Origin of the sequence: Pantoea sp. Cy-639 (assembly GCF_011752525.1) — a bacterium.
GTDB lineage: Bacteria > Pseudomonadota > Gammaproteobacteria > Pseudomonadales > Pseudomonadaceae > Aquipseudomonas.
On the sequence record NZ_VWXI01000020.1, the window covers coordinates 1 to 26,729 of the forward strand.

The following is a 26,729-nucleotide window of genomic DNA, read 5'->3' on the forward strand; positions in this document are numbered from 1 at the left end:
CAGCGGCGCAGTATATCTTGCCTCATCGACGACCTGATCGTTGGTTCCCGAGAGTAGTTAAGCAACGACCAGCAAAATATCCGACCCGAAAATGAAAATGCCAGTCAGCTTAACTGACTGGCATTAGCCCTTGTGGCCGGTTTTTTTTGCCTCTGATTTCAAGCAGCAGGAAAACGCGTTGCGCTTTCCTGCTGCTGAAGCTTGTGGCTCAGTCGTTGAAGTCGCGCCAGCCGCCCATTTCTTTCCAGCGGTTGACGATGCCGCAGAACAGCTCGGCGGTCTTCTCGGTGTCATAACGCGCCGAATGCGCCTCGCGTCCATCGAAGTCGATGTCGGCACTTTGGCAGGCTCGGGCGAGCACGGTCTGGCCATAGGCCAGTCCGGCCAAGGTGGCGGTGTCGAAGCTGGAGAACGGATGGAACGGGTTACGCTTGATGTCGTTGCGCGCCACCGCGGCATTGAGAAAGCCCAGGTCGAAGCTGCTGTTGTGCCCGACCAGGATTGCCCGCTTGCAGCCGTTGGCCTTCAGCGCCTTGCGCACGCCGCGGAAGATGTCGGTGAGCGCCGATTCCTCGCTCACGGCCATGCGTAGCGGGTGATCCAGCTTGATACCGGTGAACTCCAGTGCCGCCGCCTCGATGTTCGCCCCTTCGAACGGCTCGACCCGGAAGAAGTAGGTGTGTTCCGGGAACAGGAAGCCTTTCTCGTCCATGCCTATGGTCACTGCGGCGATTTCCAGCAGGGCGTCAGTGGCGCTGTTGAAGCCGCCAGTCTCGACATCCACCACCACCGGCAGGTAGCCGCGGAAACGCTCGGCCATCGGATGGCGCGAGCTGCTGCCGGTCTGGCCGTCCTGGTCGTCTTCGTAGAGGTCTTCGCTCACGCGTTGTCCTCCAGCAGGCGCCAGCGCAGTTTTTCACCAGCGCGCAGCGGAATCACGGTGTTGTCGCCCAATGGCAGGCTGTCTGGTGCCGTCCACTCGTCACGCACCAGGGTGATGGTGTCGATGTTGCGCGGCAAACCGTAGAAGTCAGGGCCATGCTTGCTGGCGAAGCCTTCGAGCTTGTCCAGCGCGTTGCGTTGTTCGAACGCTTCGGCATACAGCTCGATGGCGGCATAGGCGGTATAGCAGCCGGCGCAGCCACAGGCGGCTTCCTTGGCATGCTTGGCGTGAGGTGCCGAGTCGGTGCCGAGGAAGAACTTCGGATTGCCGCTGGTGGCCGCGTCCAGCAGTGCCACCTGGTGGGTGTTGCGCTTGAGGATCGGCAGGCAATAGAAGTGTGGGCGGATACCGCCGACCAGCATGTGGTTGCGGTTGTACAGCAGGTGCTGGGCAGTGATGGTCGCGCCGACGTTGGCCGGCGCTTCGCTGACGAACTGTGCGGCGTCGCTGGTGGTGATGTGCTCGAACACCACCTTCAAACCAGGGAAACGCTCGACCAGGCGGCGCATGTGCTCGTCGATGAAGCGTTTCTCGCGGTCGAACACGTCGATCTCGCTGCGCGTCACTTCACCATGCACCAGCAGCGGCATGCCGGTTTCGGCCAAGGCCTCGATCGCCGGGAAGATGTTGTCGATGCTGGTCACGCCCGAGTCGGAATTGGTGGTGGCGCCGGCCGGGTACAGCTTGGCGGCGTAGACGAAGCCGCTGGCCTTGGCTGCGCGCACGTCTTCGGCGCTGGTACGGTCGGTGAGGTAGAGCACCATCAGCGGTTCGAAGCGGCTGCCGGCAGGGCGTGCGGCAAGGATGCGCTCGCGGTAGGCGCCAGCTTCGGCGGCGTTGCGCACCGGTGGCACGAGGTTGGGCATGATGATGGCGCGGGCGAAGGTGCGCGCCACGTCGCCGACAGTATGAGGCAGGACGGCACCATCGCGCAGATGGATGTGCCAGTCATCGGGACGCAAGAGGGTCAGGCGATCGGACATTGGGGTTTCCAGGCGGGTCGAACTCAGGTGCCAATGCTACCGGAAAACCCTGGGGCGAGCACGGCTATCAAGTTTTCCGACGAGTGTCCGATAGCCTTGGGGTAAGCCGTCAGAATCTGTGGAGCCGCCCGTGCGCCAGCGTTACCTAGCCCTGTTCACCCTTGTCGCCAGCCTGCCGGCCGGGGCGTTGACCTTCCAGACTCGCGTGGAGAACGTCGCCTGGAAAGTCGAGGGTGACCAGTTCGAGTGTCGTCTGATCCAGCCGATCGACGGTTTCGGGACGGGCGAGTTCGTGCGCCGCGCCGGTGAGCAGCCGGTCTTCCAGTTGCGCTCCGACAGCAATGTGCTGGGGGCGGGCTCCGCCACGCTGCTGGCGGCGGCGGCGCCCTGGCAGCCCGGGCGTGGCGACGTCAATCTGGGGGCGGTGCGCATGGGCCGCAGCGGGGTCCTGTTCACCTCGACCCAAGGCCAGGCCAGTCGGCTGATCAATGGCTTGCTCGATGGCCGTAGCACCGTGGTGCGTAACTACACCGGCGAAGGTGGCCGGGCGATGGAAGTGCATGTGATGCCTGTCAGCTTCGCCAAGGCCTACAGCGACTATCAAGCCTGCAGCACCAAGCTGTTGCCGATGAACTTCGACCAGATTCGCCAGACCCAGGTCGGCTTCCCCGGCGGTGGGATCGAACTGGATGCGGCGGGCAAGGCGCGCCTGGATGTGATTCTCGACTATCTGAAGGCCGATCCGACGGTCAACCATATCGAACTCAATGGCCATTCCGACAACAGTGGCAACCGTCTGACCAACCGTGATACTTCGCGCCGCCGTGCCTTGGCGGTCGCCGATTATCTGAAGGCCCATGGTATCCCGGACGAGCAGATCACCGTGCGCTTCCATGGCGAGCGTTATCCGCTGGTCAAGAACAACAATGCCGCCAACCGCGCGCGCAACCGCCGGGTGAATATCCAGCTCGACCGTGTCGCGCCGGTCGAGAAGCCCGTGGAGAAGCCTGCAGCGCCAGTCACACCGCCAGCGCCAGCTGCTACCACGCCAGCGCCGAGTGGCGTCGCGACACCGGCGACAGGCGCTGGTGCGCCAGCGGCTCAGGCCGCGCCCGCGACCAAGCCCTGAGTGCGACCAGTGGTCGCGGTATCGACAAGTTCTGTCGCTTTGTCATCACAAGCTGTCGCCCCATTGTAATTTTTTCGGCAAGGCCGGTAGAATCATCGGCTTTCCGTACAATCCCGTGGAGTGATGGCATGGCGGACGTAAAAAAGGTCGTATTGGCGTATTCCGGCGGCCTTGATACTTCGGTGATTCTCAAGTGGCTGCAGGACACCTACAACTGTGAAGTGGTGACCTTCACCGCCGACCTGGGGCAGGGCGAGGAGGTCGAGCCGGCCCGCGCCAAGGCCCAGGCGATGGGCGTGAAAGAAATCTACATCGATGACCTGCGCGAAGAGTTCGTGCGCGATTTCGTGTTCCCGATGTTCCGCGCCAACACCGTCTACGAAGGCGAGTACCTGCTGGGTACCTCCATCGCCCGTCCGCTGATCGCCAAGCGCCTGATCGAAATCGCCAACGAAACCGGCGCCGATGCCATTTCCCACGGTGCCACCGGCAAAGGCAACGACCAGGTTCGTTTCGAACTGGGGGCCTACGCCCTCAAGCCGGGCGTCAAGGTCATCGCACCGTGGCGCGAGTGGGACCTGCTGTCCCGTGAGAAGCTCATGGACTACGCCGAGAAGCATGGCATTCCGATCGAGCGTCATGGCAAGAAGAAGTCGCCCTACTCGATGGACGCCAACCTTTTGCACATCTCCTACGAAGGCGGTGTCCTGGAAGATACCTGGACCGAGCACGAAGAAGACATGTGGCGTTGGAGCGTCTCCCCGGAGAACGCCCCGGACCAGGCTACCTACATCGAGCTGACCTACCGCAACGGTGACATCGTCGCCATCGACGGTGTCGAGAAGACCCCGGCGACCGTGCTGGCCGACCTCAACCGCATCGGTGGCGCCAACGGTATCGGTCGCCTGGACATCGTCGAGAACCGTTACGTGGGCATGAAGTCCCGTGGCTGCTACGAAACCCCGGGCGGCACCATCATGCTCAAGGCTCACCGCGCCATCGAGTCGATCACCCTGGATCGCGAAGTCGCTCACCTCAAGGATGAGCTGATGCCGAAGTACGCCAGCCTGATCTACACCGGCTACTGGTGGAGCCCGGAGCGCCTGATGCTGCAGCAGATGATCGATGCTTCGCAGGTCAACGTAAACGGTGTCGTGCGCCTGAAACTGTACAAGGGCAACGTGACCGTGGTCGGCCGCAAGTCGGACGATTCGCTGTTCGATGCCAATATCGCGACCTTCGAAGAAGACGGCGGTGCCTACAACCAGGCCGATGCCGCAGGCTTCATCAAGCTCAATGCGCTGCGTATGCGCATCGCCGCCAACAAGGGCCGTTCGCTGCTCTGATCCGGCATCCGGAAAAGCCGATACCAGTTTCCTGGTATCGGCTTTTTTTATGCCCGTGCCCTGTCCTGAATAGGGTTTACTCCCCCATCCCGTGTGCCAGCTTGGCCTGGGGCCTTGCAAGCTGTACCACCTGCAATGTCAGCCTGGCAGACGATCCAGGTTGATCGGCTACTTCGCTTGAGCGAACAGCATTACGTCTTGTGCCGGGATTTTGGGTCTGTCGATCAGAGAAGTCGATCGATGATGAAAGAGGCTTCTTGATCTTCCGTCATAGGCCCCACCGAAAAGTGGATACAGGCTCGCGTGTCAAGGTTGTACAGCACCCAGCGCCGGGTTGCGTTCTGTGGCCTGGCAATCATGCGCAAGACATGTCGTTCGATCAGTTTGCGGCTGTCGGGGCCGGAGATGGCGATGATCATCGGCTCGTCGTGCTCCTGATCGGGTATCTGTGCCTCCTGTCGTTCTGACCCTCTCTTGATGGAGGGTTCCGATGCGGTTTGTACCGGCGTTGCGCAAGATGAGCCCTGATCATGCTTGTCCGGGGTGAACAAAGATCCCGTGTTGAAATTGAGCGTAAGGAAGAACAGCACCGTGAGAAAGAAGGGGAAACCCACCAGAAACCAAGTATAGATCTCTTGGCTTTCCTCGCTCAGAAAGGGTAGCGAGGCGAGTGCGGACGCTTCGATGACACCAGCGAAGACGGCGATGAGAGTCAGTGGGCTGATAGGTTCCTGGTTCATGGTGAGCATCCGAGCAAGCTTTATCCATCATTTAGCGCGTTCTGCCTTCCAGGGATATCTGAAGTTATTCCTGCTCGGGAATGATTTTCCGTAGTGAAAAACGGCTGAGAATATCTTTCATGGATAGATGAAATTTCCTGCGCTCACTGTGCGCGTTACGTAATTGGATCCAGATTGCCGTATCGCTAACTTAGCAGGCTCTCAAGGCAGGCAGGGCCTTATTACATTTAGTGAAACAACCGAGCGTAGGACGTTTCCTAAATAGCGGTAAGTCTCTTCTTCGGCGTATTTGCCAGGGAAACTGTAGCGTAAATAATCGTTATGCTCGGTTGTTGGTGGGTAGCCGAAATCAAAATAACGCATCAATGGATATCGCATGAACAAAGTGCTGATCGTGGATGATCACCCGGTCATTCGCCTGGCTGTGCGCATGCTGATGGAACGGCATGGCTACGAGGTGGTGGCGGAAAGCGACAATGGGGTAGATGCCTTGCAACTGACGCGAGAACATCTGCCGGATATAGTCATTCTGGATATTGGGATCCCCAAGTTGGATGGTTTGGAGGTTATTGCCAGAATCAACCTGGCAAGTCCAGCAAGCAAGACGTTGGTACTGACATCACAGGCGGCCGGGCATTTCTCGATGCGTTGCATGCAAGCAGGTGCGGCCGGCTATGTGTGCAAGCAGCAGGAACTGACGGAATTGCTCAGTGCCATAAAAGCTGTACTCTCCGGCTACAGCTATTTCCCCAATCAAGCGTTGCACAAGGGGCGGTCTGGCGTCGGAGGGGGGACCGAGACCGAAATGGTCGAACGTCTTTCAGGGCGGGAAATGATGGTGCTGCAGCAACTTGCCCGTGGTAAGAGCAACAAGGAAATTGCCGACAGCATGTTCCTGAGCAACAAGACTGTCAGCACCTACAAGACCCGGTTGTTGATGAAGCTCAACGCCCGCTCATTAGTGGATCTTATCGAACTGGCCCAGCGTAACGGTTTGGCCTGAGCACAAAAAAGCCTCCGTTCAGGAGGCTTTTTTGTGCGTTGCGCTACAGATCGTAGTCAAAGTCGGCCAGTTGCTTCTGCAGGCGTCGTTCTTCCAGCATATTGTCGATCGTGCGCCGCTTGCTGAGGTTGGTCTTCGCAGGTTCGACCTGCGGCTCCGTTTCCTCTTCCGCGCTGGGGAAATCTTCGTCGATAGCCAAGTCTTCTTTATCGGTGCTCATGCGTCACTCCAAGCCAAAGGGCCCTTGGCCGACCTTATAGCGGGATTCGCAGAACGGGTAAAAAAGATTTTTTCAATCGAACGCTGGTGTTTTTGCTATTGCTTCAATCGTCAGAGGTCTTGTGGCGATACTCGCACAGGTCCTCGATTCGACAGCTGCCGCAGCGAGGCTTGCGTGCCTGGCACACGTAGCGACCGTGCAGGATCAGCCAGTGATGGGCGTCGAGCAGGTAATCCTTCGGCACGAACTTGAGCAGCTTCTTTTCCACTTCCAGCACGGTCTTGCCTGGGGCGATCCCCGTGCGGTTGCTGACCCGGAAGATATGGGTATCGACGGCCATGGCCAATTGGCGGAAGGCTGTGTTGAGCACCACATTGGCAGTCTTGCGGCCCACGCCTGGCAGGGCTTCGAGCGCCTCCCGGGTCTCTGGAACCTCACCACCATGTTGTTCGACCAGCAGGCGGCAGGTTTCGATGACGTTCTTCGCCTTGCTGTTGTACAGGCCGATGGTCTTGATGTATTCGCTCAGCCCTTCCACGCCCAGGGCATGGATGGCTTGCGGGGTGTTGGCCACCGGAAACAGGCGCGCGGTGGCCTTGTTCACCCCGACATCGGTGGCTTGGGCCGAGAGGATCACGGCGATCAGCAGTTCGAAGGGCGTGGTATAGGCCAGTTCGGTCTTGGGATCAGGATTGTCTTCATGCAGCCTGCGAAAGATCTCCAGGCGTTTGGCGGCATTCATGGGGTCAAAGGTTTCCTTGACGGCGTGAGGAGGGGCGCGACGGACGCAGGTGATTGTACAGGCCCAGCAGCAGACCGAGCACTATCAGCCCTCCTGGAGCCAGGCTGGCGAGGTGCAGGCCAAAGGTCTCGCCCAGCAGCTGTCGGCAGGCGCCCAGAGCCAGCAAGCTCGGGAGCAGGATGCACAACTGGTCGGACAGCGCTCGCCAGCGGCCGGTTTCTGGCAATTGTCGATCGATGGCCAGGCAGGGCAGGGCCAGCAGCATGGGATAGTGCCCCAGTAACTGCGCGACGGGCAGCGCCCAGGCGCGCAGGCCCAGTTGCAGACAGGTGACGAGTGCTGCGACCAGCGCCAGGCTGGCCCATTGTCGGGCGTCGGGCTCCAGGTGGCGGCGCAAGGGCGCCATCAATGCCTGATGCAGCGTCAATAGCAGCAGGGCACATAGCGCGATCAGCAGTGCCTGATGGGCTGTACCGGTGGCGCCGAGCAGTGGCGCCAGACTGGCACCCAGTAACCAGTACCTATTCATGGGGCGCTTGTCCGAGCAGTTGCAGGCGATGTTCATCGAAATAGCGCAGGGCATCCTGCAACGCATCGATGACGGCCCGTGAAGTGACCGTGGCGCCTGCCAACTGATCGAACTCGCCGTGATCGCGCTTGAGTGCCCAGGCTGGGTCCGGGGTATCGCTGCGGGCTTTGCCTGAGAACTGAGCCAGCCAGTGATGCGTCGGCTCGGCCAACTGGTCGCCCAGGCCTGGGCTTTCCTGTTGCCGCAGTACCTGAATGCCCAGCAGACGCCCCTGAGGATCGATGGCAACCGCCAGCTCGATCGGTCCGGCATAGCCTTGGCATTCGACACGCAGCAGGACGGCACTGGGTGTGCCATCCAGGCGGGCCTGGAAGCCGCTGAGCAGACGGCTGTGACGTAACTGGGGTTCGACCAGGGGGAGTGGGCTGCGTAATGGCTGATTGTCGTAGCGGTCGGCAGGCAACACGGCGAGCCACTGCTGTTCCTGTTGCTGGCGTTGTGCTGTATCGATCGGTGCGAGGGTCCAGCGCTGCCAGGCCACTGTGCCGGCCACGGCCAGCATGACCACCAGTAGCAGCAGCAGGTGGCTGCGCGCACGCCGGTTCATGTCGGTGCCTGCTGCCGGCGGTCGGCCCAGCGATCCAGGGCTGGGGCGGCAAGGTTCATCAGCAGGATGGCGAAGGCACTGCCGTCGGGCAGGCTGCCCCAGGTACGGATCAAGTAGATCACTAGCCCGGCGCCGGCGCCGAACAGCAGGCGAGACAGGGGGCGTCGGCAGCCGGAGACCGGCTCGGTAGCGATGAAGAAGGCAGTCAGCATGGTCGAGCCAGAAAACAGGTGCAGCAGCGGCGAGCCGTTTGAGTCCGAGCCTGATCCGTTCCAGCCCAGCAGGCTGAACACGAACAGGCCGCCGAGCAGGCCTGCAGGCGCGTGCCAGCTGTACACCTTGCGCTGCAGCAGGAACAGGCCGCCGAGCAGGAATGCCAGGTTCACCCATTCGCTGTCGCGCCCTCCCAGGTGACCGAAGGCTGGATGGTGGGCGAACAGTTCGTCGATGGTCAGGCTGCGATTATGGTGCAGGGCGTCGAGTACCGTGGGACTGGCCCAGGCATCGACCGGCGGGCTGGCGCCGAAACTCAGGCGCAGGCTGTCGAGCAGGTCCGGCGCCTGACTGGCCCAATGGCTCATCGGCAAAGGGAAGCACAGTACGACGAAGGCGTAGCCGACCATGGCTGGGTTGAACAGGTTGAGACCTACGCCGCCGAATGCTTGCTTGCCCAGGCCGATGGCCGCGCTTGTCGCGATGATCGGCAGCCACCAGGGGGCCAGGCTGGGGAGTGCGGCGCTCAGCAGCACGGCCGTGACCAGGGCGCTGCCGTCATTGAGCGCAGGGCCGATCGGTTGCTTGCGCCAGGCCAGCAACAGGCTTTCTGTGGCCAGTGCGGTGGCGGCACACAGCAGCAGGTTGAACAGCACACCCCAGCCATGCAGCCAGAACAGCACCAGCAGGCCGGGCGTGCAGGCCAGCATGACCAGTCCCATGGCTGCACGCAGGCGAGGATCAGGCGCCTGCATGGTTCTGCAGCTCATCGAGGTGTTTGCGGGCTTGCTCGGCGACTGCTTCGAGGTTGGCCAGCTGTTCACGTTGCAGACGGTCAGGAGCATCGCCAGCGGCCCCAAGGGCCTTGTTCAATTGCGCGCGGCTCATGGCTACGGCGATCTTGGCCTGCTTGAGCGCGGCATCTGCTGCGCTGGCAGCGCCTGGCTGCTGACGCGCCTGACGCTCGGCCGCGCGCCTGGCCTCGTCGCGATGCAAGCGTGCGGCACGTTGCAGGTGTCGCTGCCGTGCCTGGCTGCGGCGTAGTTCCCGGGCCTGGCGTTGTTCTGCTGTGTGAGCTAGGCCGCCGATAATTGGCGTGAGCGTGTCCGGCACCGGTTGCATCTCGATGCAGTCCACTGGGCAGGGCTCCAGGCACAGATCGCAGCCGGTGCATTCGCTGGCGAGCACGGTATGCATCAGTTTGCTCGCACCGAGAATGGCGTCCACCGGGCAGGCCTGGATGCATTTGGTGCAGCCGATGCATTCGGCTTCGCGGATAAAGGCTATCTGCGCTGGTGCACGGCCACGCTGCTCATCGAGGGCGACGATCGGCATCTGCAGCAACTCGGCCAGGGCGGCGATGGTTTCGCTGCCGCCGGGCGGACATTTGTTTATCGCCTCGCCTGTGGCCAGGCTTTCGGCATAGGGCCGGCAACCGCCATGGCCGCACTTGCCGCATTGGGTCTGCGGCAGCAGGGCGTCGATGCGTTGAATCAGGTTCATTGCGTGAAGAGTCCATTGAAGCCGGAAAACGCCATGGCCATCACCCCGGCACCGAGCAGCTCGATCGGCAGGCCGCGCAGGGCCTGGGGTATCTGCTCATGGCGGCTGCGTTCGCGCAGGTCGGCAAGCAGCGCCAGGGCCAGCCAGAACCCCAGACCGGCGAATACGCCTCGGAGCAATGTCGGCCACAGGTCGAGGCGTCCTTCACCAAGCTGCAAGGGCAAGCCTAGCACCAGGGCGTTGCCAGCCAGCAGCGGAGTCAGTCCATCGATCGGCCACAGCGGGCGCAGCCGGCGTATCAGCTCGGGTATCACCCAGGCGAGGGCGGCCAGCAGCGGCAGCAGCAGGAACAGCCGCAGGTCCTGCAACTGGAGGGGGAAGAGCAGCCATTGCAGCAGGCACTGGCCGATGATGAGCGTACTCATGACGAGCAGCGCCACGCACAGGCCTAGGGCTTGCAAGCGCACGCGATCGACCGGCCCAGGCAGCAGGAGCAGGTGATTGACCAGCGCGGCGCTGACCAGGACCAGGACGTAGTCGTTCATGACGATGCCGAAAGCCGCAGATTGCCGTGATTATCCGGCAGGCAGCGCGGGATGGAAATGCCCCGGCCAGTGGCCGGGGCTAGAGACTTACTTGATGCGCTGTCCGGGCTTGGCGCCGCTGTCCGGGCTCAGCAGGTAGATTTCTTCACCGCCGGGGCCGGCGGCCATGACCATGCCTTCGGAAACGCCGAAGCGCATCTTCCGCGGCTTGAGGTTGGCGACCATCATGGTCAGGCGGCCTTCGAGCTTGCTCGGGTCCGGGTAGGCCGACTTGATGCCGGAGAACACGTTGCGGCGCTCGTCGCCGATGTCCAGGGTCAGTTGCAGCAGCTTGTCAGCGCCTGGCACGGCCTCGGCCTTGAGGATCAGGGCCACGCGCAGGTCGACGGCTGCGAAGGTGTCGAATTCGATTTCCGCCGACAGTGGGTCCTTGGCCAGTTCGCCATTGCCGACCGGGGCCTTGGCTTCGGCGGCGAGCAGGTCTTCCTTGCTGGCCGCGACCATGGCTTCGACTTTCGCCGGCTCGATACGGCTCATCAGCGGCTTGAAGGCATTGAGCTTGTGGTTTTCCAGGCGCGACTGCAGGTCGTTCCAGGTCAGCGGCGCGACATTGAGGAAGGCCTCGGCATCGGCGGCCAGCAGCGGCAGCACCGGCTTGAGGAAGATCACCAGCTGGCGGAACAGGTTGATGCCCTGGGCGCAGATGGCCTGGACTTCATCCTGCTTGCCTTCCTGCTTGGCCAGCGACCATGGCGCCTTGTCGGCGATCCAGGCGTTGGCGCGGTCGGCCAGGGCCATGATCTCGCGCATGGCGCGACCGAAGTCGCGGCTTTCGTAGGCCTCGGCGATGGAGGGTGCGGCGGCGATGAAGGCCTCGGTCAGCTCCGGCGCGGCGTCACCTGCGACCATCACGCCGTCGTTACCCTTGTGGATGAAGCCTGCGCAGCGGCTGGCAATGTTGACCACTTTGCCGACCAGGTCGGAGTTGACCTTCTGCACGAAGTCCTCGAGGTTCAGGTCGAGGTCGTCGACGCCGCGGCCCAGCTTGGCGGCGTAGTAGTAGCGCAGGTATTCCGGCTGCAGGTGGTCCAGGTAGGTGCGGGCCTTGATGAAGGTGCCACGCGACTTGGACATCTTCGCGCCGTTGACGGTCAGGTAGCCGTGCACGTTGACCGCGGTCGGCTTGCGGAAACCCGCGCCCTCGAGCATGGCTGGCCAGAACAGGGCGTGGAAGTTGACGATGTCCTTGCCGATGAAGTGGTACAGCTCGGCCTTGGAGCCTTCGCTCCAGAACGCGTCGAAGTCCAGCTCCGGGCGACGGGCGCAGAGGTTCTTGAAGCTGGCCATGTAGCCGATCGGCGCGTCCAGCCAGACGTAGAAGTACTTGCCGGGCTCGCCTGGGATCTCGAAGCCGAAGTAGGGGGCGTCACGGGAGATGTCCCACTCCTGCAGCCCGGCGTCCAGCCATTCGGCGAGCTTGTTGGCCACGGCGTCCTGCAGCGTGCCGCTGCGGGTCCATTGCTGCAGCATGGCCTGGAAGTCGGGGAGCTTGAAGAAGAAGTGCTGTGAGTCGCGCAGCACCGGGGTGGCGCCGGAGATGGCCGACTTCGGGTTCTTCAGTTCGGTTGGCGCATAGGTGGCGCCGCATTTTTCGCAGTTGTCGCCGTACTGGTCCTCGGCCGCGCATTTCGGGCAGGTGCCCTTGATGAAGCGGTCGGCCAGGAACATGCCTTTTTCCGGGTCGAAGTACTGGGTCACGGAGCGGGTGGCAATGTGACCGGCATCGCGCAGGCGGGTGTAGATCAGGCCCGACAGCTCGCGGTTCTCTTCACTGTGGGTGGAGTGGAAGTTGTCGAAGTCGACCAGGAAGTCGGCGAAGTCGCTGCTGTGCTCGGCCTGGACATTGGCGATCAGCTGTTCAGGAGTGATGCCTTCCTTTTCCGCGCGCAGCATGATGGCCGAACCGTGGGCATCGTCGGCACAGACGTAGACGCACTGGTTGCCACGCAGCTTCTGGAAGCGCACCCACATGTCCGTCTGGATGTACTCCAGCATATGGCCAAGATGGATGGATCCATTGGCATAGGGCAGGGCGCTGGTGACGAGAATCTGACGTGGCTCGGACATGGTGGCTCGGCTACTTATCTGGCTACGGGGTAAAAATGAGGGTGATCGGCCACTATAAAGGGCTGGAGAATTTATTTCACCCCGCGTGCGCATCTGCTGACGATTGACGGGTTAGCATAGGCGCCTGTTCCGTATCCAGTTTGCCAATGGGAGCCTCCATGAGTGCCGTTACCCGTGCCGCCGTCGAAGGCGTGCTTCGCCAGTACACCGATCCCTACCTGAACCAGGACCCGGTCAGCGCCGGTTGCGTGCGCGCCATCGATATCCAGGGCGGTCAGGTCGCCGTGCAACTGCAACTGGGCTACGCCGCCGGCCTGTTCAAGGGGGGATGGGCGCAGGTATTGCAAACCGCCATCGAGAACCTCGAAGGTGTCACCGCCGCCAGCGTGCACATCGATTGCGTCATCGCCACGCACAAGGCCCAGGCCCAGGTGCCGGCCATGGCCAACGTCAAGAACATCATTGCCGTGGCCTCGGGCAAGGGCGGCGTGGGCAAGTCGACCACCGCGGCCAACCTGGCCCTGGCCCTGGCCCGGGAAGGGGCGCGGGTCGGTATTCTCGATGCCGATATCTATGGCCCCAGCCAAGGCGTGATGTTCGGCATTGCCGAGGGCACCCGGCCGCAGGTGCGCGAGCAGAAGTGGTTCGTGCCGATCAAGGCCCATGGCGTGGAGGTCATGTCCATGGCTTTCCTCACCGACGACAACACGCCGATGGTCTGGCGCGGCCCCATGGTTTCTGGGGCCTTGCTGCAACTGGTGACCCAGACCGCCTGGGACGACCTGGATTACCTGGTGATCGACATGCCCCCGGGTACTGGCGACATCCAGCTGACCTTGGCGCAGAAGGTGCCGGTGGCAGGTTCGGTCATCGTCACCACCCCGCAGGACCTGGCCCTGCTGGATGCCAAGAAGGGCGTGGAGATGTTCCGCAAGGTCAACATCCCGGTGCTGGGCGTGGTGGAGAACATGGCTGTGCACATCTGCTCGAACTGCGGCCATGCCGAGCACCTGTTCGGCGAAGGCGGCGGCGAGAAGCTGGCGGCGCAGTATGGTGTCGAACTGCTGGCGTCGCTGCCGTTGTCGATGCTGATCCGCGAGCAGGCCGATAGCGGCAAGCCCACCGCCATCGCCGAGCCGGAAAGCCAGATCGCCATGGTCTATCAGGAACTGGCGCGCCAGGTGGGTGCGCGCATCGTGCTGCAGGAGGCCGCTGCGCCGGCGATGCCGAGCATCACCATCAGCGAGGATTGAGTCAGCCGCAGGATTGAGCGGGGCATGGGGGAGCGTTTGTCCCGCGATGGCGTCAGCCCTGGCAAACGATATTGCCGGGCAGACGCGCTCCCGCAGACACAAAAAAACCCGCCAATGGCGGGTTTTTTTTGAAAGCGAGGAAGCGAGATCGACTTAGGCGATCTGAACTTCTTCAGCCTGCATGCCTTTCTGGCCGCGGGTAGCGACGAAAGTAACAGCCTGGCCTTCTTTCAGGGTTTTGAAGCCGTCAGCTTGGATGGCTTTGAAGTGCACGAACAGGTCGTCGCCCGACTGAGGGGTGATGAAGCCGTAGCCCTTCTCATCGTTGAACCACTTGACAACACCGGATTGACGGTTGGACATTTTTCTGTCTCCTTGGACAAAGTTGATAACGGTCAGGAAAAACCCTGGCCGGGACTGAGCGCAAAGAGAGCAGAAAATTCAGCGATGGGCCGATCAGGATCGTGCATCAAACTAGAGATTCTCGGTGTCACGTGCAGCACAGTGGCGCCACCTTAACCCACTTTCCACGACCTGCCAATGGCCAAGAAGCGCTTTGATGAAATTCGGATCGACGGCCTGTGCAGGCCCCGTCCGGCGCGGGATAGGGCAAGGAAACTTTAACCCGGGCGCCGGGACCGGTAAGATGCGCATCTCGTTTTCAGCCCGCACTCTTTCAGGACCCCCCCGCCATGAGCATCAAATCGGACAAGTGGATTCGCCGCATGGCGCAGGAACACGGCATGATCGAACCGTTCGTCGAGCGCCAGGTGCGCGGCGAACAGGACAGCCGGGTCATCTCCTTCGGCGTTTCCAGCTACGGCTACGACGTGCGCTGCGCCGATGAATTCAAGGTGTTCACCAACATCAATTCGGCCACCGTCGACCCGAAGAACTTCGATGCCGGCAGCTTCGTCGATATCAAGAGCGACGTGTGCATCATCCCGCCGAACTCCTTCGCCCTGGCGCGTACCGTCGAATATTTCCGCATCCCGCGCGATGTGCTGACCATCTGCCTGGGCAAGAGCACCTATGCCCGCTGCGGCATCATCGTCAACGTCACCCCGCTCGAGCCTGAGTGGGAAGGGCACGTTACCCTCGAGTTCTCCAACACCACCACCTTGCCGGCGAAGATCTATGCCAACGAAGGCGTGGCGCAGATGCTCTTCCTGCAATCCGATGAAGAATGCGAAGTCTCGTACAAGGACCGTGGTGGCAAGTACCAGGGCCAGCGCGGCGTGACCCTGCCGCGTACCTGAGGCGACAAACGCGGGGAATTGTTTCCCCGCCCGGCACTCCAACGGGAACAGTCCCGGTGCGCAGCACGCGCGCCGGCTCTCGTCAGGAGCCGCCCATGAAACTCGACCCCGCAATCAGCGCCAAGCTGGCCATCCTGCAGCCGAACCAGATCGGCGTGCTGGCCTGGACGCTGCTGGCGCATCCGCCAATACCGCTACAGGCTGGCGGGGTGCCGCACCAGCCTGATCCCGATACCCCGCAACCACCGGACCCCGGCGAGCATTCGCCGATGGAACCGGGCGAGCCGACCTTGCCCGACGAGCCTCCACCTTCACCGATCGCCTGAGCTCGACAGGTTTTCAGTTGCCCAGCAGGTAGCCGCTGCGACAGACCTGTTCGCCGGCCACATGGGCGACGACCATGCCGGCCGTGGCCATGCGCCGCACGCTGCGCGCATAGAGCAGGCCTGCCTGGGTATTGTGCAGGGGCGTCACGCGGTCATTCAGCGGGTCGATCACTTCGGCGATCAGTTGCCCGGCCTCCAGGTACTGGCCAGGCTTGGCGTGGAAGACCAGCAGCCCACCGAGGGGCGCGGTGAGCGGCTCGACCGCCGCCAGTGGCGTCGCAGGATAGCGCAGGGGAGGAAGGGGCGCCGGTTGGCCTTCGATGGCGCCACTGTGGCAGAGGAAATCGAGCAGCGCCTGGCAGTCCCGGCTCGCCAGTGGATGGCTGACATCGGCCTGGCCGCGCAACTCCAGGGTGACCGAGAAGCTGCCCTGGGGAATGGGGAAGCGTTTGCCGAAGCGTTGCTGCAACTGCCACCACACCAGGCTGAAGCACTCGTCGAACGACTGGCCGCCCGAGTCGGTGGCCAGCAGGCTGGCCTGGGCGCCGATGTAGCGGGCCAGGGGCTCGACCTGGGGCCAGGCTTCCGGTGTGGTGTACAGGTGCTCGACGGCCTCGAAGTCGCAATGCAGGTCGAGCACCATGTCGGCGTCGCAAGCCAGGCGTTGCAGGGTCAGGCGCTGCGATTGCAGGGGCGTGCGGGCGGGTTGGGTGTCCAGGCCCCGACGCAGGTATTCGCGGATCAGGGCCAGGTTGTGTGCCGGATCAGTGGTGAGGTGGCCCTCGACCTGGTCGCCGATGTTGTCCGAGAGATCGACGAAATTACGATTGAAGTTTTCCCCGCTCTGCAGCTCGAAGCGCCCTAGGGGTGCGTCCAGCAGCACCTGCTCCAGGCCCACCGGGTTGGCCACCGGCACCAGGACGATCTCGCGCAGCAGGCGCCCTTGCTGCTCCAGTTCGAGCAACCGGCGCTTCAGGTGCCAGGCTACCAGCATGCCTGGCAGTTCGTCGGCGTGCAGCGAGGCCTGTATATAGACCTTGCCCGCGCCACGTGGGCCGAAGTGGAAGCTGTGCAACTGACGGGCGATGCCTGGGACGGGAGAGAGCAGGTCGTGGGTCGAATGGTGCATGGTGATCCTGGCGGGAACGGGCTGCTGTAGAGGGTGGATCAAGGATAGAAGCACAACTTCTGGGGGGACGCATCATTTGCCGTGCGTTCGGGGCAGCGCGAGGGCAGGTGAACAGGCGATCTTCAGTGTGATCGAGCATGAAAAAGCCGCCCCTCGGGCGGCTTCTGCAGGTCCAGATGTTTACTTGCCCGGCACCAGGGTAAGGCGTTGGCTGCCATACGTCCGGGCGAAATTCTGTGGTTGCAGGGGCAGGCTCACGAACCGTCCCTTGAGCCAGGCATCCAGACCGTCGCTGTAATGGCGGCTGGCCGGATTGCCGGACTGACCGCTGCTGGTCAGCACCTGCAGCGGCTCGGCCTGGCCGAAGTCGACGATCATCCGTGCCGAGGCCGGCAGATGGGTGTCGAAGTCGTTGCCCCAGGCGTAGGGGGTCAGGGCCAGGGTACTGAAGTCACCACCGGCGGCCACTGGCGAGCGGCTGATGTTGTCACCCAGGCCATGGTAGTTCGGTGCCGGCCAGTGGTACTGGTGCAACTGCCCCCATTGCCAGGTACGGCGGTCGGCACCCAACCGGGCGATGCCGGCGTCCACCGCGCCAGCCAGGCTGCGGGCGAGGATGGCGGGTTTGTCTTCCTTCTGTGCGGTGCCGCGGTCATCCCAGAACGGGCTGTCCTCACGGCCGAGCAGATGATCGGCCTGGGCCGAGTAGGAGAGCTGGGCATTGCCGACGAAGGCCTGCCAGGCTGGGCTGGACTCGGGGCCAAGCTCGTCGAGGAAAGTCTGTCGGGTGACTTCCCGCAGGAACAGTTCGTAGAGCGCGGCATCGGCCGACACCGGGCTCAGACGGCCGTCGAAGGCCTTGAGTCGGGTCAGGGCTTCGCGCGCCTTGTCGCGCTGGCCGGCGGGCAGGGCATCGATGGCTTGCTTGAGCGGCTGGGCCATGCCAGGCGCCTCGAACATCTGCTTGAGCTTGCCCGCCAGCGGCGTGACTTGGTCGTTCTGCAGGGCCATCAGGCTGCGGCTGTCGTGGCGGCCGTTGCCGGCCAGCTGGGCCAGGCGCTCGGCACGCTCGGGGTAGTACCAGGTGCTCGACAGTTGCATGCCGTAGCCCTTGGGCAGGCTGCGCTGGTTGGCGTGGCCGATGAAGCCGCTGGGGGGATCCTGGTCGTAAGGGTGGAGCATGGCGTCGGCATAGCCGTCCCAGTCATAGCGCCCGTCCCAGCCTGGCGAGGGCAGCAGACCCTGGCCTTCCCGGCGGTTCGGGTAGCGGCCGCTGACCTGCCAGCCGATGTGCCCGGGCTCGGCGAACACGAAGTTGAGCGCCGCCGCGCCGACCTCGCGGGTGTCGTCGAAGGCCCGCTCGATGTTGCTGGCACGGGTCAGGTCGAACAGCGCGTCCAGGCTGCGGTCATCCTTGAGTTGCGGCAGGTGCAGGGCCAGGGCCAGGCTGCCATGGCCCGGCAGCAAGGTACCGTGGCGGGTGTCGTACAGCACTTCGCGCAGGGGGCGCTGGCCGCGGACGAAGAAGGTTTCGCTGCGGGCGCGGGCGGGCTGCCACTTGCCGTCGGCGAGGTAGCTGAGCTGGCTGCCCTGGCGACGCACCTGCTCGAGGAACAGATCCTGATTGTCGGCCATGACCGCGCTGGCGCTCCAGGCCAGCTTGCCGTTGTAGCCGGCCAGCACGATCGGCAGGCCGGGCAGCGACAGCCCGGCGACCTGGTAGCGGCTGGTATGGATCTGCACCGGGCTCAGGGCCCAGGTGGCACGGCTGTCGCTGGCCAGCAGGCTTTTACCGCTGCGGCTGCGTTGCGGCGCCAGGGCCAGGTTCGACGAACCTGGATTGCCCAGCAGGCCGAGGTCGGCCAGTTTCTGCCCGCTGGCGGCAAGCGCGCCCAGTCCTGGCAACTGGCTGGCCAGGTTCAGGCCCTTGAGCTTGTCTGCCTCGGTTTCGGCCAACGGCTCATCGGGAGCGCTGGGCAGCAACCAGGCCAGCTTGTCGGTGCCGACTTTCTGCGCCAGGGTCAGGGCCGAGAGTTCTTCCTGCAGGTTCACCGACTGGCTGAAGGCATACAGGCTGAAGATCAGCGCCGAGTCCTCGGGTTTCCAGTATTCCGGGCGATAGCCGCTGCGTGCCAGCTCCGCCGGCAGCTTGTCGCGGTAGCGGAACAGGTAGGCGTTGACCCCGCGCGCGTAGACCTCGAAGAAGCGTTTCAGCCTGGGCGAGGCGTCGGCGTAGAGCTGGCCGGCGCTCTGCTTGAGGTTGGCGGCGCGCATCAGGCGGTCGATGTCCAGTGCCTCGGCGCCGGCCAGTTCGGCCAGGCGCCCCTGGGCCAGCAGGCGCATGGCGACCATCTGCTCGATGCGATCGCCCGCGTGCACATAGCCGAGGCTGAACAGCGCATCATGGAAACTGCTGCTCTCGATCAGCGCGGCGCCCATGGCATTACGGCGCACGGATACGTTCTGGGCCAGGCCCTTGAGCGGTTGCACGCCCGTGGTGGGTGGCACGCTGTCCTGGTAGCCGCCCATCTGGCAGCCGGTCAGCGCGAGCGTGCCAAGCAACGCCGCGGCACTGCCGAAGCGGGGACGAATCGAAGGTAGGACGGGGGCGGCCATGAGACTAGGCTCCTGCAGGGCGTGGCGGGGTTGTGAAAGGCGCTAAGGTAGTGAGCGCGCAGTCGCCGTGCAAGGTGCCGGAGGTGCTTTATTTACGAATGGTGGGCAGCGGCAAGCTGCGAGCAGCAAGCAGCCAGAGAAAAGCGCGTCTGTTTCTGCTTGTGGCTCGGAGCCTGCCGCTCAAGGCTGCATTACGCGCCGTGGCACTTCTTGAATTTCTTCTGGCTGCCGCACGGGCAAGGGTCGTTGCGGCCAACGTCCTTCAGGGCGTTGCGCACCGGCTCCTGGTGGCCGTGGTTGCAGTGCGGGCCGTGCACATGGCCGTGGTCGTGATGATGGTCGTGACCGTGGTCGCAGTCGGGGCCATGGACATGGGGTTGCTGGGTCATTGCGGGATTACTCCGGTTTAAGATCGCCGGGGATTATCTCACCACTGCGTGTCAAGTGCAGGTCCTGATGGATGATCAGTCCGGTGGCCAGTTCGCCTTGCAGGTGGTACTGCAGCGGTTGCTTGCTGCGCAGCAGTTTCGCCAGGGGCTTGAGGTGCTGCCAGAGGTTGGTCCGCGCGGTGATCTTGAACGTGCGCCGGGCATGGCCGCCGACGCTGCGCCACAGGCTGGCTTCATCCTGGGCCAGCACCAGGTCGTCGAGCTGCAGCGTGTAGGCGAGGGTGCGGATGAACAGACGTTCGTCGTTGGGGTTGACGACCCGCAGGTGCAGGACGAACTCCTGCTGGTGCAGGTTCATCCTGACCTTTTCCACCTTCACCAGGTGTACCTCGGGTTGGCGCCAGTCGCTGTCGCCCCAGCTGGCGCAGCCCGCCAGCCCGCTCAGCAGCAGGCCAAGGACGAACAGGCGGGCCAGGGCGCGCATGCTCAGTTGCCCAGGTAGCTGGCGCAGCACTTCTTGAACTTCTGTCCGCTGCCGCAGGGACAGGGGTCATTGCGTCCGGCCTTCAGCGCCACGGTCGGGTCGATGAAGTACCAGCGCCCGCCGTGCTGGACGAAAGCCGAGCGCTCACGGTGCTGGTGATCGCCCTCCAGGTCGTGCCAGCGCGCGGTGAAGGTGACGAAGGCGTGTTCGGGCTGGCCACCGAACACCTCGGCGCTTTCCACCTCCAGCCCCAGCCAGGTGCTCTGGGCGCTCCAGGCAGCCATGCCGGCGCGGTCCAGCCCTGCCTGCTGGGCCGGCAGGGTCGTGGCCACCAGGTAGTCCACCAGGCCCAGCACATAGGCGCTGTAGCGCGAGCGCATCAGCGTCCGTGCATCCGGCGCCGCAGTGCCGGCGTGAAAATGCCCGCAGCAGGCGTCGAGCAGGTTGCCACTGCCGCATGGGCAGACCGAGACACTCATTGAATCACCACCAGTACTTGCCAAAGTTTTCCGGATTGGCCCAGAACCGGGCGTTGAGCCAGTCCGGGACCTGTTTGTAGTCATGCAGATCATAGGTGAACAAACTCAATACCTGCTCGTCACGCTGGAATTTCTCGTTGGCTGACAGCGCCAGGGCAAAGAAATCGGTGGCCTGCCAGTTGCAGGCGCTCAGGTCGGCCAGCACGGCGACGCGGCTGGCGTTGAGGTTGCGGATGCCGCCCAGCAGTTCCAGGCCGGTGCGTTTGGGCAGGTGTTCCAGGCAGTCGACCAGCAGTGCCAGGTCGAAGCGCTGGGCAGCCAGCCCGGCAGGTAGCGGACCGGGGGCGGCCACGTCGATGCGGGTGTCCGGGTGGGCGGCGGCGAAGGCCTCGAGGGCTGGGAAACGGCTGCCGACCAACAGCAGGTGGCGCGGGGTGAAGCGCTCGAGCAGGGCGGCCAGGGCCTGCTGTGGGGTACGTCGGGAGAAAGCGTCGGTCATTGCCATTCCTCGTTCAGATCGCTCAAGACTAGCGGTCCCAGACACTCAGGCAAAGAGGCACGCGGTCGCGTGATGGCGGCGTGCTGGCAGAGCGCTGACGGGCGGTCTTTACTCCCAGAGCATCGGTTTTGCACCGATCCTCCAAGGAGAAGCAACAAGATGAGCATCGTACGCACAGCGATACCCCTGGTTCTGCTCACCAGTGTGTTGACTGGTTGTGCAGGTTTGCAGAAGACAGACTGGCCCAAGTGCGCCTTGGCCGGCGGCGTGGGTGGCGCGGCCCTGGGCGCCATCGAGAGCTCCAGCTGGGCGGGCTGGGGCGCCTTGCTCGGTGGCGGCCTGGCGGCGGGCTACTGTTGGTCCCATGGCGATGGCGACGAGGACGGCGATGGCGTGCCCGACAGCCGCGACAAGTGCCCTGGCACGCCGCGCGGGGTACAGGTCGACGCCAATGGCTGCCCGTTGCCGCCGCCGGTGGTCGAGGAGGTGATGGTGCAGAAGGAGGAGGTCATCGTCATCCGTGACGTGCGCTTCGAGTTCAACTCTGCCCGCCTGACCGGCGCCGACAAGGAACGCCTCAACACGGTCGCCACGCGCTTGAAGAAAGAGGCCCCGAGCGCGCGCCTGAGCGTGACCGGGCACACCGACAGTGTCGGTTCCGACCGCTACAACCAGAAGCTCTCCGAGCGCCGTGCCCACTCGGTGGTGCACTACCTGGTCGAGAGCGGCGTACCGCGCGCCAGCTTCGTCTCCGTGGTCGGTGCCGGGGAATCGCAGCCGGTTGCCGACAACGCCACGGCCGAAGGACGTGCCATGAACCGTCGCACCGAGATCAAGATCCAGCGCTGACGGTCGCGTGCCCGCGCCTTGAGAAGTGGCGCGGGCGCGTCTTTACTCCGGGGGATCGATAGCGGTGGGTGACACAGGAGCATTCAGCATGAGTGTTTTGTCGAAGGCGGCACTGCCGCTGGTGGTGGTCACGGGCCTGCTTGCAGGCTGCGCGACCCACAGCGATGGCAGCGCGCCACTCAATCAGAGGACCTGGCCCATCTGCAGCCTGCTTGGCGGCTTGGTCGGCGGTGGTCTGGGGGCCATCGAAAGTTCCGGTTGGGCTGCCGGTGGCGGTGTCGCCGGGGCCATTGCCGGTGGCTTGATCTGCTTTGCCCAGGATGGCGACGAAGACGGTGACGGCGTGTTCGACCGTCGCGATCGCTGCCCGGACACACCGGCCGGCACGCCGGTGGACCACATGGGTTGTCCATTGCCGCGCTACCCGGCCTCCAGCCCGCGACCCGAGCCCGCCGCGACACCCGAGGTGATCACCCTCGACGATCAGGGACAGGTGCTGTTCGCCTTCAACTCCGCTGAGCTGATGCCCGGGGCACAGCAGCGCCTGCACAGCCTGGTGGACAAGCTCAACGACCCGGCAGTGACCAGTGTCAAGGTCATCGGCCATACCGACAGCGTCGGCTCCGACAGTTACAACCAGGCATTGTCCGAGCGCCGTGCCGCCAGTGTCGCCGAGTACCTGATCAGCCAAGGACTGATGCCGAACAAGGTGACCAGTCAGGGGCTCGGGGAGCGCCAGCCGGTGGCCGACAACGATACCGAGGAAGGTCGCGCGCACAACCGACGGGTGGAACTGCACCTCAACTGAGGCCACTGGCGCACGCCCCTGCGCAGGGGTTACTGTTGCCGGCGCGGTCCGCTCGAACGGGCCGCGCCGACATAACAACAAGACAACAAGTCATGGGGGCGGGGTATGACGTTCATCCTGGGCCTGGGCAAGGCCCTGACGGTGGTGTTCTGGTGGGTGGTGCTGGTCAATCTGTTCATGCCGCAGCCGCTGCCGTTCAATCTGTTGATCAATGCCGCAGGTATCGCGCTGCTGGCACTGCACATGCTCGAGGTGCTGTTCTTCAATGGCAGTTTGCGCGGGCGCAGCCATCGTTGGTTCGACCGCTTGCAGATCCTGCTGACCGGTATTTTCCATGTCATGTCCATTCCTCGGCCGCAGGAGGCGTCCAGCCATGCGTAAATTGATGTTGCTGGCCGCGCTGGCCACCCCCATGGCCCAGGCCGAGTCCCTCGATGTGGCGGCCCATTCGATGCTGCGCCTGGCCAACAAGTCGGCCAGCGTGCACCTGGAGCACCTGCGTATCGCCGATTCGGGCACGTTGCTGCTGCCGGCCACATTGACCGAGCTGAAGATCGACCGGCTCGAGTTGGGCCGTGACGCACGCATTGCCATCGCCCCGGCCGCAGATGACCTGCGCATCGAGGCGATCTCCGCCTACCTGGCCGAGGGCAGCGAAATCAGCGCCCCTGGGGCGCCTGGCAACTTCGAGCGGCCCGCCCGCCCAGGGCGCAATCTGGACCTGCGCCTGGCGGCGCTGGAGGCCGAGCGCCTGGCGATCGATGCCCGTGGCGGCGCCGGCGCACCGGGCTATGTCGGCCTCGACGGCGGCAATGGCACGCCGGGTGGTTGCACCTGGGGCCAGGCCAGCCGTGGCGCCAATGGCGATGACGGTGGCAACGGCCATGATGGCGCTGCCGGTGGCCGGGTGCGCCTGAGCGTACCGCAAGACTTTCCCCCTGAACGGATCAGCGTCCGTCTCGAGGGCGGCGCACCGGGCAAGCCGGGGGCGGCTGGCAAGGCGGGGCATGGTGGTGCCAGCAAGGGCTGCCTGGTGTACAGCACCGATGCCGGCGCCAATGGCCGTCCGGGCCAACCAGGGCAGCCAGGCCTGGCGGGGGCCGCAGGGGAGTTGATCATCCAGCGCCTGTGATCGTCGCGGCGGCAGGTTCGTGCCTTGCCCGAACAGCCGACGGCCCGATGGTCTAGTCTGAAAGCACCGGTACCGGACCCAGTTCCATCATGAGTGCCCGGACCGGACCACCATTGGAGTCCTTGGGAGGTGCCCTCATGAGCCTGCTGCTTGAGCCATACACCCTGCGTCAGCTGACCCTGCCCAACCGCATCGCCGTTTCCCCCATGTGCCAGTACTCCTCGGTCGACGGCCTGGCCAACGACTGGCACCTGGTGCACCTGGGCAGTCGCGCGGTCGGTGGCGCCGGCCTGGTGATCAGCGAGGCCGTCGCCGTCACCGCCGACGGGCGAATTACCGCCGAGGATCTCGGGTTGTGGAATGACGAGCAGATCCTGCCGTTGCAACGCATTACCCGCTTCATCAGCGCTCAGGGCGCCGTGCCCGGTATCCAGCTCGCCCATGCCGGGCGCAAGGCCAGTACCCATCGCCCCTGGCTCGGCAAGCAGGGCAGCGTCAAGCCCGAGGAAGGCGGCTGGCAGCCGGTCGGGCCGTCGAAGATCGCCTTCGACCCGCAGCATACGCCTCCGCGCGAACTGAGCAGCGAGGAGATCCAGGGGGTGGTCGCCGCCTTCGTCGCGGCTGCCCGGCGTGCCGAGCAGGCGGGTTTCAAGGTGGTGGAAATCCATGCTGCCCACGGGTACTTGCTGCACCAGTTTCTTTCGCCCCTGAGCAACCAGCGTCGTGACGACTATGGCAGTTGTTTCGAAAACCGTATCCGCCTGACCCTGCAGGTGGTCGAGGCGGTACGCCAGGTCTGGCCGAAAGCGTTGCCGTTGTTCGTGCGGGTCTCGGCCACCGACTGGGTAGAGGATGGCTGGAATCCGGACGAGACGGTCGAGCTTGCGCGTCGGCTGCGGGTACTGGGTGTCGACCTGATCGATGTGTCATCGGGCGGCACCTCGGTCAATGCCGAGATACCGACGGGGCCCGGCTACCAGACGCGCTTTGCCGAACGGGTACGCAAGGAGTCGGAAATCGCCACCGGTACCGTCGGCATGATTACCGAACCGGCGCAGGCCGAGCACATCTTGCGCACCGGTCAGGCCGACCTGATCTTCCTCGCCCGCGAGTTGTTGCGTGATCCGTACTGGCCGTTGCATGCCGACGATGACCTGGGTGGCAACAAGGCCACCTGGCCGGCCCAGTACCAGCGGGCGACCAGCCGCGCCAACCCGATCCATGAGTCCGACCTGCGCGACTGAACCAGCGCCGGGCTATCCGGATGGGGCCTGCCCTGGCCCCATCCATGGCGACTCCTGGCCGTAGCGGCATCAGTGCTTGAACATCACATGCCGCACGCAGGTGTAGTCCTCCAGCCCGTACATCGACATGTCCTTGCCGTATCCGGAGTGCTTCTGCCCTCCGTGAGGCATCTCGCTGACCAGCATGAAGTGGGTGTTGACCCAGGTGCAGCCATACTGCAGGCGTGCAGCCAGGCGATGGGCGCGGCCAGTGTCGCGGGTCCATACCGACGAGGCGAGGCCGTAGTCGGAGTCGTTGGCCCACTCCAGCGCCTGGGCCTCGTCGTTGAAACGAGTGACCGAGACTACTGGGCCGAACACTTCGTGACGGACGATCTCGTCGTCCTGCTGGGCGTCGGCAAGCACCGTTGGCTCGAAGAAGAAGCCGTCGCCGGGGATAGCCTTGCCACCGGTGACCAGGCGGATGTGTGGCTGGGCAATGGCGCGCTGCACCAGGCCGGCCACCTTGTCGCGGTGCTGGGCGCTGATCAGCGGGCCGAGCTCGGTGTCCGGCGCGTGCTGCGGGCCGGCCTTGATGCTGGCCACGGCCTCGCCCAGGCGCTCGACGAAGCGTTCGTAGATGCCGTCCTGCACGTACAGGCGGCAGGCTGCGGTGCAGTCCTGTCCGGCATTGTAGAAACCGAAGGTGCGTATGCCGTCGATGACGGCGTCGAGGTCGGCATCGTCGAACACCAGCACCGGGGCCTTGCCGCCCAGTTCCATGTGCATGCGTTTCACGCTGTTGGCGGTGGCGCCGATGATGTGCGCACCTGTGGGAATCGAACCGGTCAACGAGACCATGCGCACCTTGGGATGGGTTACCAGCGGGTTGCCGACGCTCTGGCCGCGGCCAAACAGAATGTTGAGCACCCCGGCCGGCAGCAGTGCCTGGATCAGTTCGCCAAGGCGCAGGGCGGTCAGCGGGGTCAGCTCCGAAGGCTTGATCACCACGGTGTTGCCAGCGGCCAGCGCTGGCGCGATCTTCCAGGCCAGCATCATCAGCGGATAGTTCCATGGCGCGATGGAGGCGACCACGCCCAAGGGATCGCGGCGGATCATCGAGGTGTGTCCCGGCAGGTACTCGCCGGCGGCCGAGCCGCCCAGGCAGCGGGCCGCGCCAGCGAAGTAGCGGAACACGTCGGCGATCGCCGGGATTTCGTCGTTGAGCGCCGCGCTGAATGGCTTGCCGCAGTTATCCGACTCCAGGCGGGCCAGTGCTTCGCCATGGGTCTCGATTTGCGTGGCGATGGCCAGCAATGCGCTGGCGCGCTCCTTTGGCGTGGTTTGTGACCAGCCCGCAAAGGCCAGGTCGGCGGCGCGCACGGCGGCATCGACCTGGGCCTCGGTGGCTTCGGCGATCTGTGCCAGGGCGCTGCCGCTGGCTGGGTCGAGCACGGTCCAGGTCGGCCCTTCGCCACTGACCAGGCGACCGTTTATCAGCATTCGGTTTTGCATGTCGGGACTCCTTCCGGGGCGTTTGCCGTCGTTGCGTCTGGCCTTGCAAGGCTGGGCCGGGCTGCGGCGGCGTATTGGCGTGGTCGAGTCTAGTCCGTTTTCCCCGTCCGCCGATGCAACATCCGGAAGCACTTGCCC

At 64.1% G+C, this 26,729-nt stretch carries 29 protein-coding genes and 1 pseudogene; 11 read left to right on the forward strand and 19 right to left on the reverse strand.

Annotated elements, in window-relative coordinates:
• Window positions 1-208: 208 nt before the first annotated feature.
• Together rnt and pyrC are read right to left on the reverse strand one after the other, a co-directional pair.
• The gene (gene rnt, locus F3J43_RS20875) at window positions 209-820 is read right to left on the reverse strand and encodes a ribonuclease T (protein ID WP_240164724.1); all 612 of its coding nucleotides are present in this window, start codon (window positions 818-820) and stop codon (window positions 209-211) included.
• Between the two features lie 59 nt (window positions 821-879).
• On the reverse strand, window positions 880-1,926 hold the full coding sequence (gene pyrC / locus F3J43_RS20880) for a dihydroorotase (RefSeq protein WP_166891351.1): 1,047 nt from the start codon (window positions 1,924-1,926) through the stop codon (window positions 880-882).
• A 130-nt stretch (window positions 1,927-2,056) separates the two neighbouring features.
• On the opposite strand from pyrC, the gene F3J43_RS20885 reads away from it, so the two are divergent.
• Window positions 2,057-3,055 carry a flagellar protein MotY gene (locus F3J43_RS20885; RefSeq protein WP_166891354.1) on the forward strand — a complete coding sequence of 333 codons (999 nt, stop codon included), beginning with the start codon at window positions 2,057-2,059 and terminating at the stop codon, window positions 3,053-3,055.
• Window positions 3,056-3,183: 128 nt separating this feature from the next.
• Window positions 3,184-4,401, forward strand: coding sequence for an argininosuccinate synthase (locus F3J43_RS20890; protein ID WP_013973956.1), 1,218 nt, complete (start codon window positions 3,184-3,186; stop codon window positions 4,399-4,401).
• A 224-nt stretch (window positions 4,402-4,625) separates the two neighbouring features.
• On the opposite strand, the gene F3J43_RS20895 is transcribed toward F3J43_RS20890, so the two are convergent.
• Entirely contained in the window at window positions 4,626-5,141 is a 516-nt protein-coding gene (locus F3J43_RS20895) for a hypothetical protein (RefSeq protein ID WP_166891359.1), read from the reverse strand.
• Between the two features lie 376 nt (window positions 5,142-5,517).
• On the opposite strand from F3J43_RS20895, the gene F3J43_RS20900 reads away from it, so the two are divergent.
• The gene (locus F3J43_RS20900; protein WP_166891364.1) at window positions 5,518-6,144 is read left to right on the forward strand and encodes a response regulator transcription factor; all 627 of its coding nucleotides are present in this window, start codon (window positions 5,518-5,520) and stop codon (window positions 6,142-6,144) included.
• Window positions 6,145-6,187: 43 nt separating this feature from the next.
• Here the strand turns inward: F3J43_RS20900 and F3J43_RS20905 are convergent, their stop codons facing one another.
• From F3J43_RS20905 to metG, 8 genes and pseudogenes are all read right to left on the reverse strand, one after another.
• Entirely contained in the window at window positions 6,188-6,364 is a 177-nt protein-coding gene (locus tag F3J43_RS20905) for a PA3496 family putative envelope integrity protein (RefSeq protein WP_166891368.1), read from the reverse strand.
• A 103-nt stretch (window positions 6,365-6,467) separates the two neighbouring features.
• Window positions 6,468-7,106 (reverse strand): endonuclease III, encoded by a 639-nt coding sequence (gene nth / locus F3J43_RS20910; RefSeq protein WP_166891371.1) that lies wholly within the window; start codon window positions 7,104-7,106, stop codon window positions 6,468-6,470.
• 4 nt (window positions 7,107-7,110) lie between these two features.
• Window positions 7,111-7,635 (reverse strand): Rnf-Nqr domain containing protein, encoded by a 525-nt coding sequence (locus F3J43_RS20915; RefSeq protein WP_166891374.1) that lies wholly within the window; start codon window positions 7,633-7,635, stop codon window positions 7,111-7,113.
• Window positions 7,628-8,242, reverse strand: a complete 615-nt coding sequence (locus tag F3J43_RS20920) for an RnfABCDGE type electron transport complex subunit G (RefSeq protein ID WP_166891377.1) — start codon at window positions 8,240-8,242, stop codon at window positions 7,628-7,630. The genes F3J43_RS20915 and F3J43_RS20920 overlap by 8 nt, the downstream gene beginning before the upstream one ends.
• Window positions 8,239-9,225, reverse strand: a complete 987-nt coding sequence (locus F3J43_RS20925; protein ID WP_205298010.1) for an RnfABCDGE type electron transport complex subunit D — start codon at window positions 9,223-9,225, stop codon at window positions 8,239-8,241. Before F3J43_RS20925 ends, F3J43_RS20920 begins: the two co-directional genes overlap by 4 nt.
• A gap of 331 nt (window positions 9,226-9,556) precedes the next feature.
• Window positions 9,557-9,952 (reverse strand): annotated as a pseudogene (gene rsxB, locus F3J43_RS24175) (electron transport complex subunit RsxB); the annotation flags it as partial.
• Window positions 9,953-9,954: 2 nt separating this feature from the next.
• Entirely contained in the window at window positions 9,955-10,503 is a 549-nt protein-coding gene (locus tag F3J43_RS20935) for an Rnf-Nqr domain containing protein (RefSeq protein WP_166891383.1), read from the reverse strand.
• 87 nt (window positions 10,504-10,590) lie between these two features.
• On the reverse strand, window positions 10,591-12,630 hold the full coding sequence (gene metG / locus F3J43_RS20940; protein WP_166891405.1) for a methionine--tRNA ligase: 2,040 nt from the start codon (window positions 12,628-12,630) through the stop codon (window positions 10,591-10,593).
• Window positions 12,631-12,788: 158 nt separating this feature from the next.
• On the opposite strand from metG, the gene apbC reads away from it, so the two are divergent.
• Window positions 12,789-13,883 carry an iron-sulfur cluster carrier protein ApbC gene (apbC, locus tag F3J43_RS20945; RefSeq protein ID WP_166891410.1) on the forward strand — a complete coding sequence of 365 codons (1,095 nt, stop codon included), beginning with the start codon at window positions 12,789-12,791 and terminating at the stop codon, window positions 13,881-13,883.
• Between the two features lie 153 nt (window positions 13,884-14,036).
• On the opposite strand, the gene F3J43_RS20950 is transcribed toward apbC, so the two are convergent.
• Window positions 14,037-14,246 carry a cold-shock protein gene (locus F3J43_RS20950; protein WP_003254922.1) on the reverse strand — a complete coding sequence of 70 codons (210 nt, stop codon included), beginning with the start codon at window positions 14,244-14,246 and terminating at the stop codon, window positions 14,037-14,039.
• A gap of 329 nt (window positions 14,247-14,575) precedes the next feature.
• Between F3J43_RS20950 and dcd the strand changes: the two genes are divergently transcribed.
• Entirely contained in the window at window positions 14,576-15,142 is a 567-nt protein-coding gene (gene dcd, locus F3J43_RS20955; protein WP_003258001.1) for a dCTP deaminase, read from the forward strand.
• A 95-nt stretch (window positions 15,143-15,237) separates the two neighbouring features.
• Complete coding sequence (locus tag F3J43_RS20960) at window positions 15,238-15,468, forward strand: hypothetical protein (protein ID WP_166891413.1); 231 nt, start codon at window positions 15,238-15,240, stop codon at window positions 15,466-15,468.
• 13 nt (window positions 15,469-15,481) lie between these two features.
• Here F3J43_RS20960 and F3J43_RS20965 read toward each other — a convergent pair whose 3' ends face one another.
• From F3J43_RS20965 to F3J43_RS20990, 6 genes are all read right to left on the reverse strand, one after another.
• Window positions 15,482-16,597, reverse strand: coding sequence for a succinylglutamate desuccinylase/aspartoacylase family protein (locus tag F3J43_RS20965; protein WP_166891415.1), 1,116 nt, complete (start codon window positions 16,595-16,597; stop codon window positions 15,482-15,484).
• A 180-nt stretch (window positions 16,598-16,777) separates the two neighbouring features.
• Complete coding sequence (locus F3J43_RS20970; protein WP_166891417.1) at window positions 16,778-19,213, reverse strand: penicillin acylase family protein; 2,436 nt, start codon at window positions 19,211-19,213, stop codon at window positions 16,778-16,780.
• Window positions 19,214-19,404: 191 nt separating this feature from the next.
• Complete coding sequence (locus F3J43_RS20975) at window positions 19,405-19,602, reverse strand: SEC-C metal-binding domain-containing protein (RefSeq protein WP_166891419.1); 198 nt, start codon at window positions 19,600-19,602, stop codon at window positions 19,405-19,407.
• Between the two features lie 7 nt (window positions 19,603-19,609).
• Entirely contained in the window at window positions 19,610-20,116 is a 507-nt protein-coding gene (locus tag F3J43_RS20980) for an LEA/WHy family protein (RefSeq protein ID WP_205298012.1), read from the reverse strand.
• Window positions 20,089-20,565 (reverse strand): YchJ family protein, encoded by a 477-nt coding sequence (locus F3J43_RS20985; RefSeq protein ID WP_166891421.1) that lies wholly within the window; start codon window positions 20,563-20,565, stop codon window positions 20,089-20,091. Before F3J43_RS20985 ends, F3J43_RS20980 begins: the two co-directional genes overlap by 28 nt.
• 4 nt (window positions 20,566-20,569) lie before the next feature.
• Window positions 20,570-21,064, reverse strand: a complete 495-nt coding sequence (locus F3J43_RS20990) for a DUF6231 family protein (RefSeq protein ID WP_166891423.1) — start codon at window positions 21,062-21,064, stop codon at window positions 20,570-20,572.
• Between the two features lie 159 nt (window positions 21,065-21,223).
• Between F3J43_RS20990 and F3J43_RS24180 the strand changes: the two genes are divergently transcribed.
• The 5 genes from F3J43_RS24180 (at window position 21,224) to F3J43_RS21015 (ending at window position 25,097) form a co-directional block, all read left to right on the forward strand.
• Complete coding sequence (locus F3J43_RS24180; protein WP_166891425.1) at window positions 21,224-21,913, forward strand: PA1041 family peptidoglycan-binding anchor lipoprotein; 690 nt, start codon at window positions 21,224-21,226, stop codon at window positions 21,911-21,913.
• Between the two features lie 88 nt (window positions 21,914-22,001).
• Window positions 22,002-22,721 (forward strand): PA1041 family peptidoglycan-binding anchor lipoprotein, encoded by a 720-nt coding sequence (locus tag F3J43_RS21000; RefSeq protein WP_166891427.1) that lies wholly within the window; start codon window positions 22,002-22,004, stop codon window positions 22,719-22,721.
• A gap of 105 nt (window positions 22,722-22,826) precedes the next feature.
• Window positions 22,827-23,102: a DUF1145 domain-containing protein gene (locus F3J43_RS21005; RefSeq protein WP_166891430.1), complete on the forward strand. Its 276-nt coding sequence runs from the start codon at window positions 22,827-22,829 to the stop codon at window positions 23,100-23,102.
• A complete protein-coding gene (locus tag F3J43_RS21010; protein WP_166891433.1) occupies window positions 23,095-23,853 on the forward strand; it encodes a collagen-like protein in 759 nt (252 codons plus the stop codon). Before F3J43_RS21005 ends, F3J43_RS21010 begins: the two co-directional genes overlap by 8 nt.
• Window positions 23,854-23,990: 137 nt before the next feature.
• Window positions 23,991-25,097 carry an NADH:flavin oxidoreductase/NADH oxidase gene (locus tag F3J43_RS21015; RefSeq protein ID WP_166891436.1) on the forward strand — a complete coding sequence of 369 codons (1,107 nt, stop codon included), beginning with the start codon at window positions 23,991-23,993 and terminating at the stop codon, window positions 25,095-25,097.
• A gap of 69 nt (window positions 25,098-25,166) precedes the next feature.
• Here the strand turns inward: F3J43_RS21015 and F3J43_RS21020 are convergent, their stop codons facing one another.
• Window positions 25,167-26,591 carry a gamma-aminobutyraldehyde dehydrogenase gene (locus F3J43_RS21020; RefSeq protein WP_166891439.1) on the reverse strand — a complete coding sequence of 475 codons (1,425 nt, stop codon included), beginning with the start codon at window positions 26,589-26,591 and terminating at the stop codon, window positions 25,167-25,169.
• Between the last annotated feature and the right edge of the window lie 138 nt (window positions 26,592-26,729).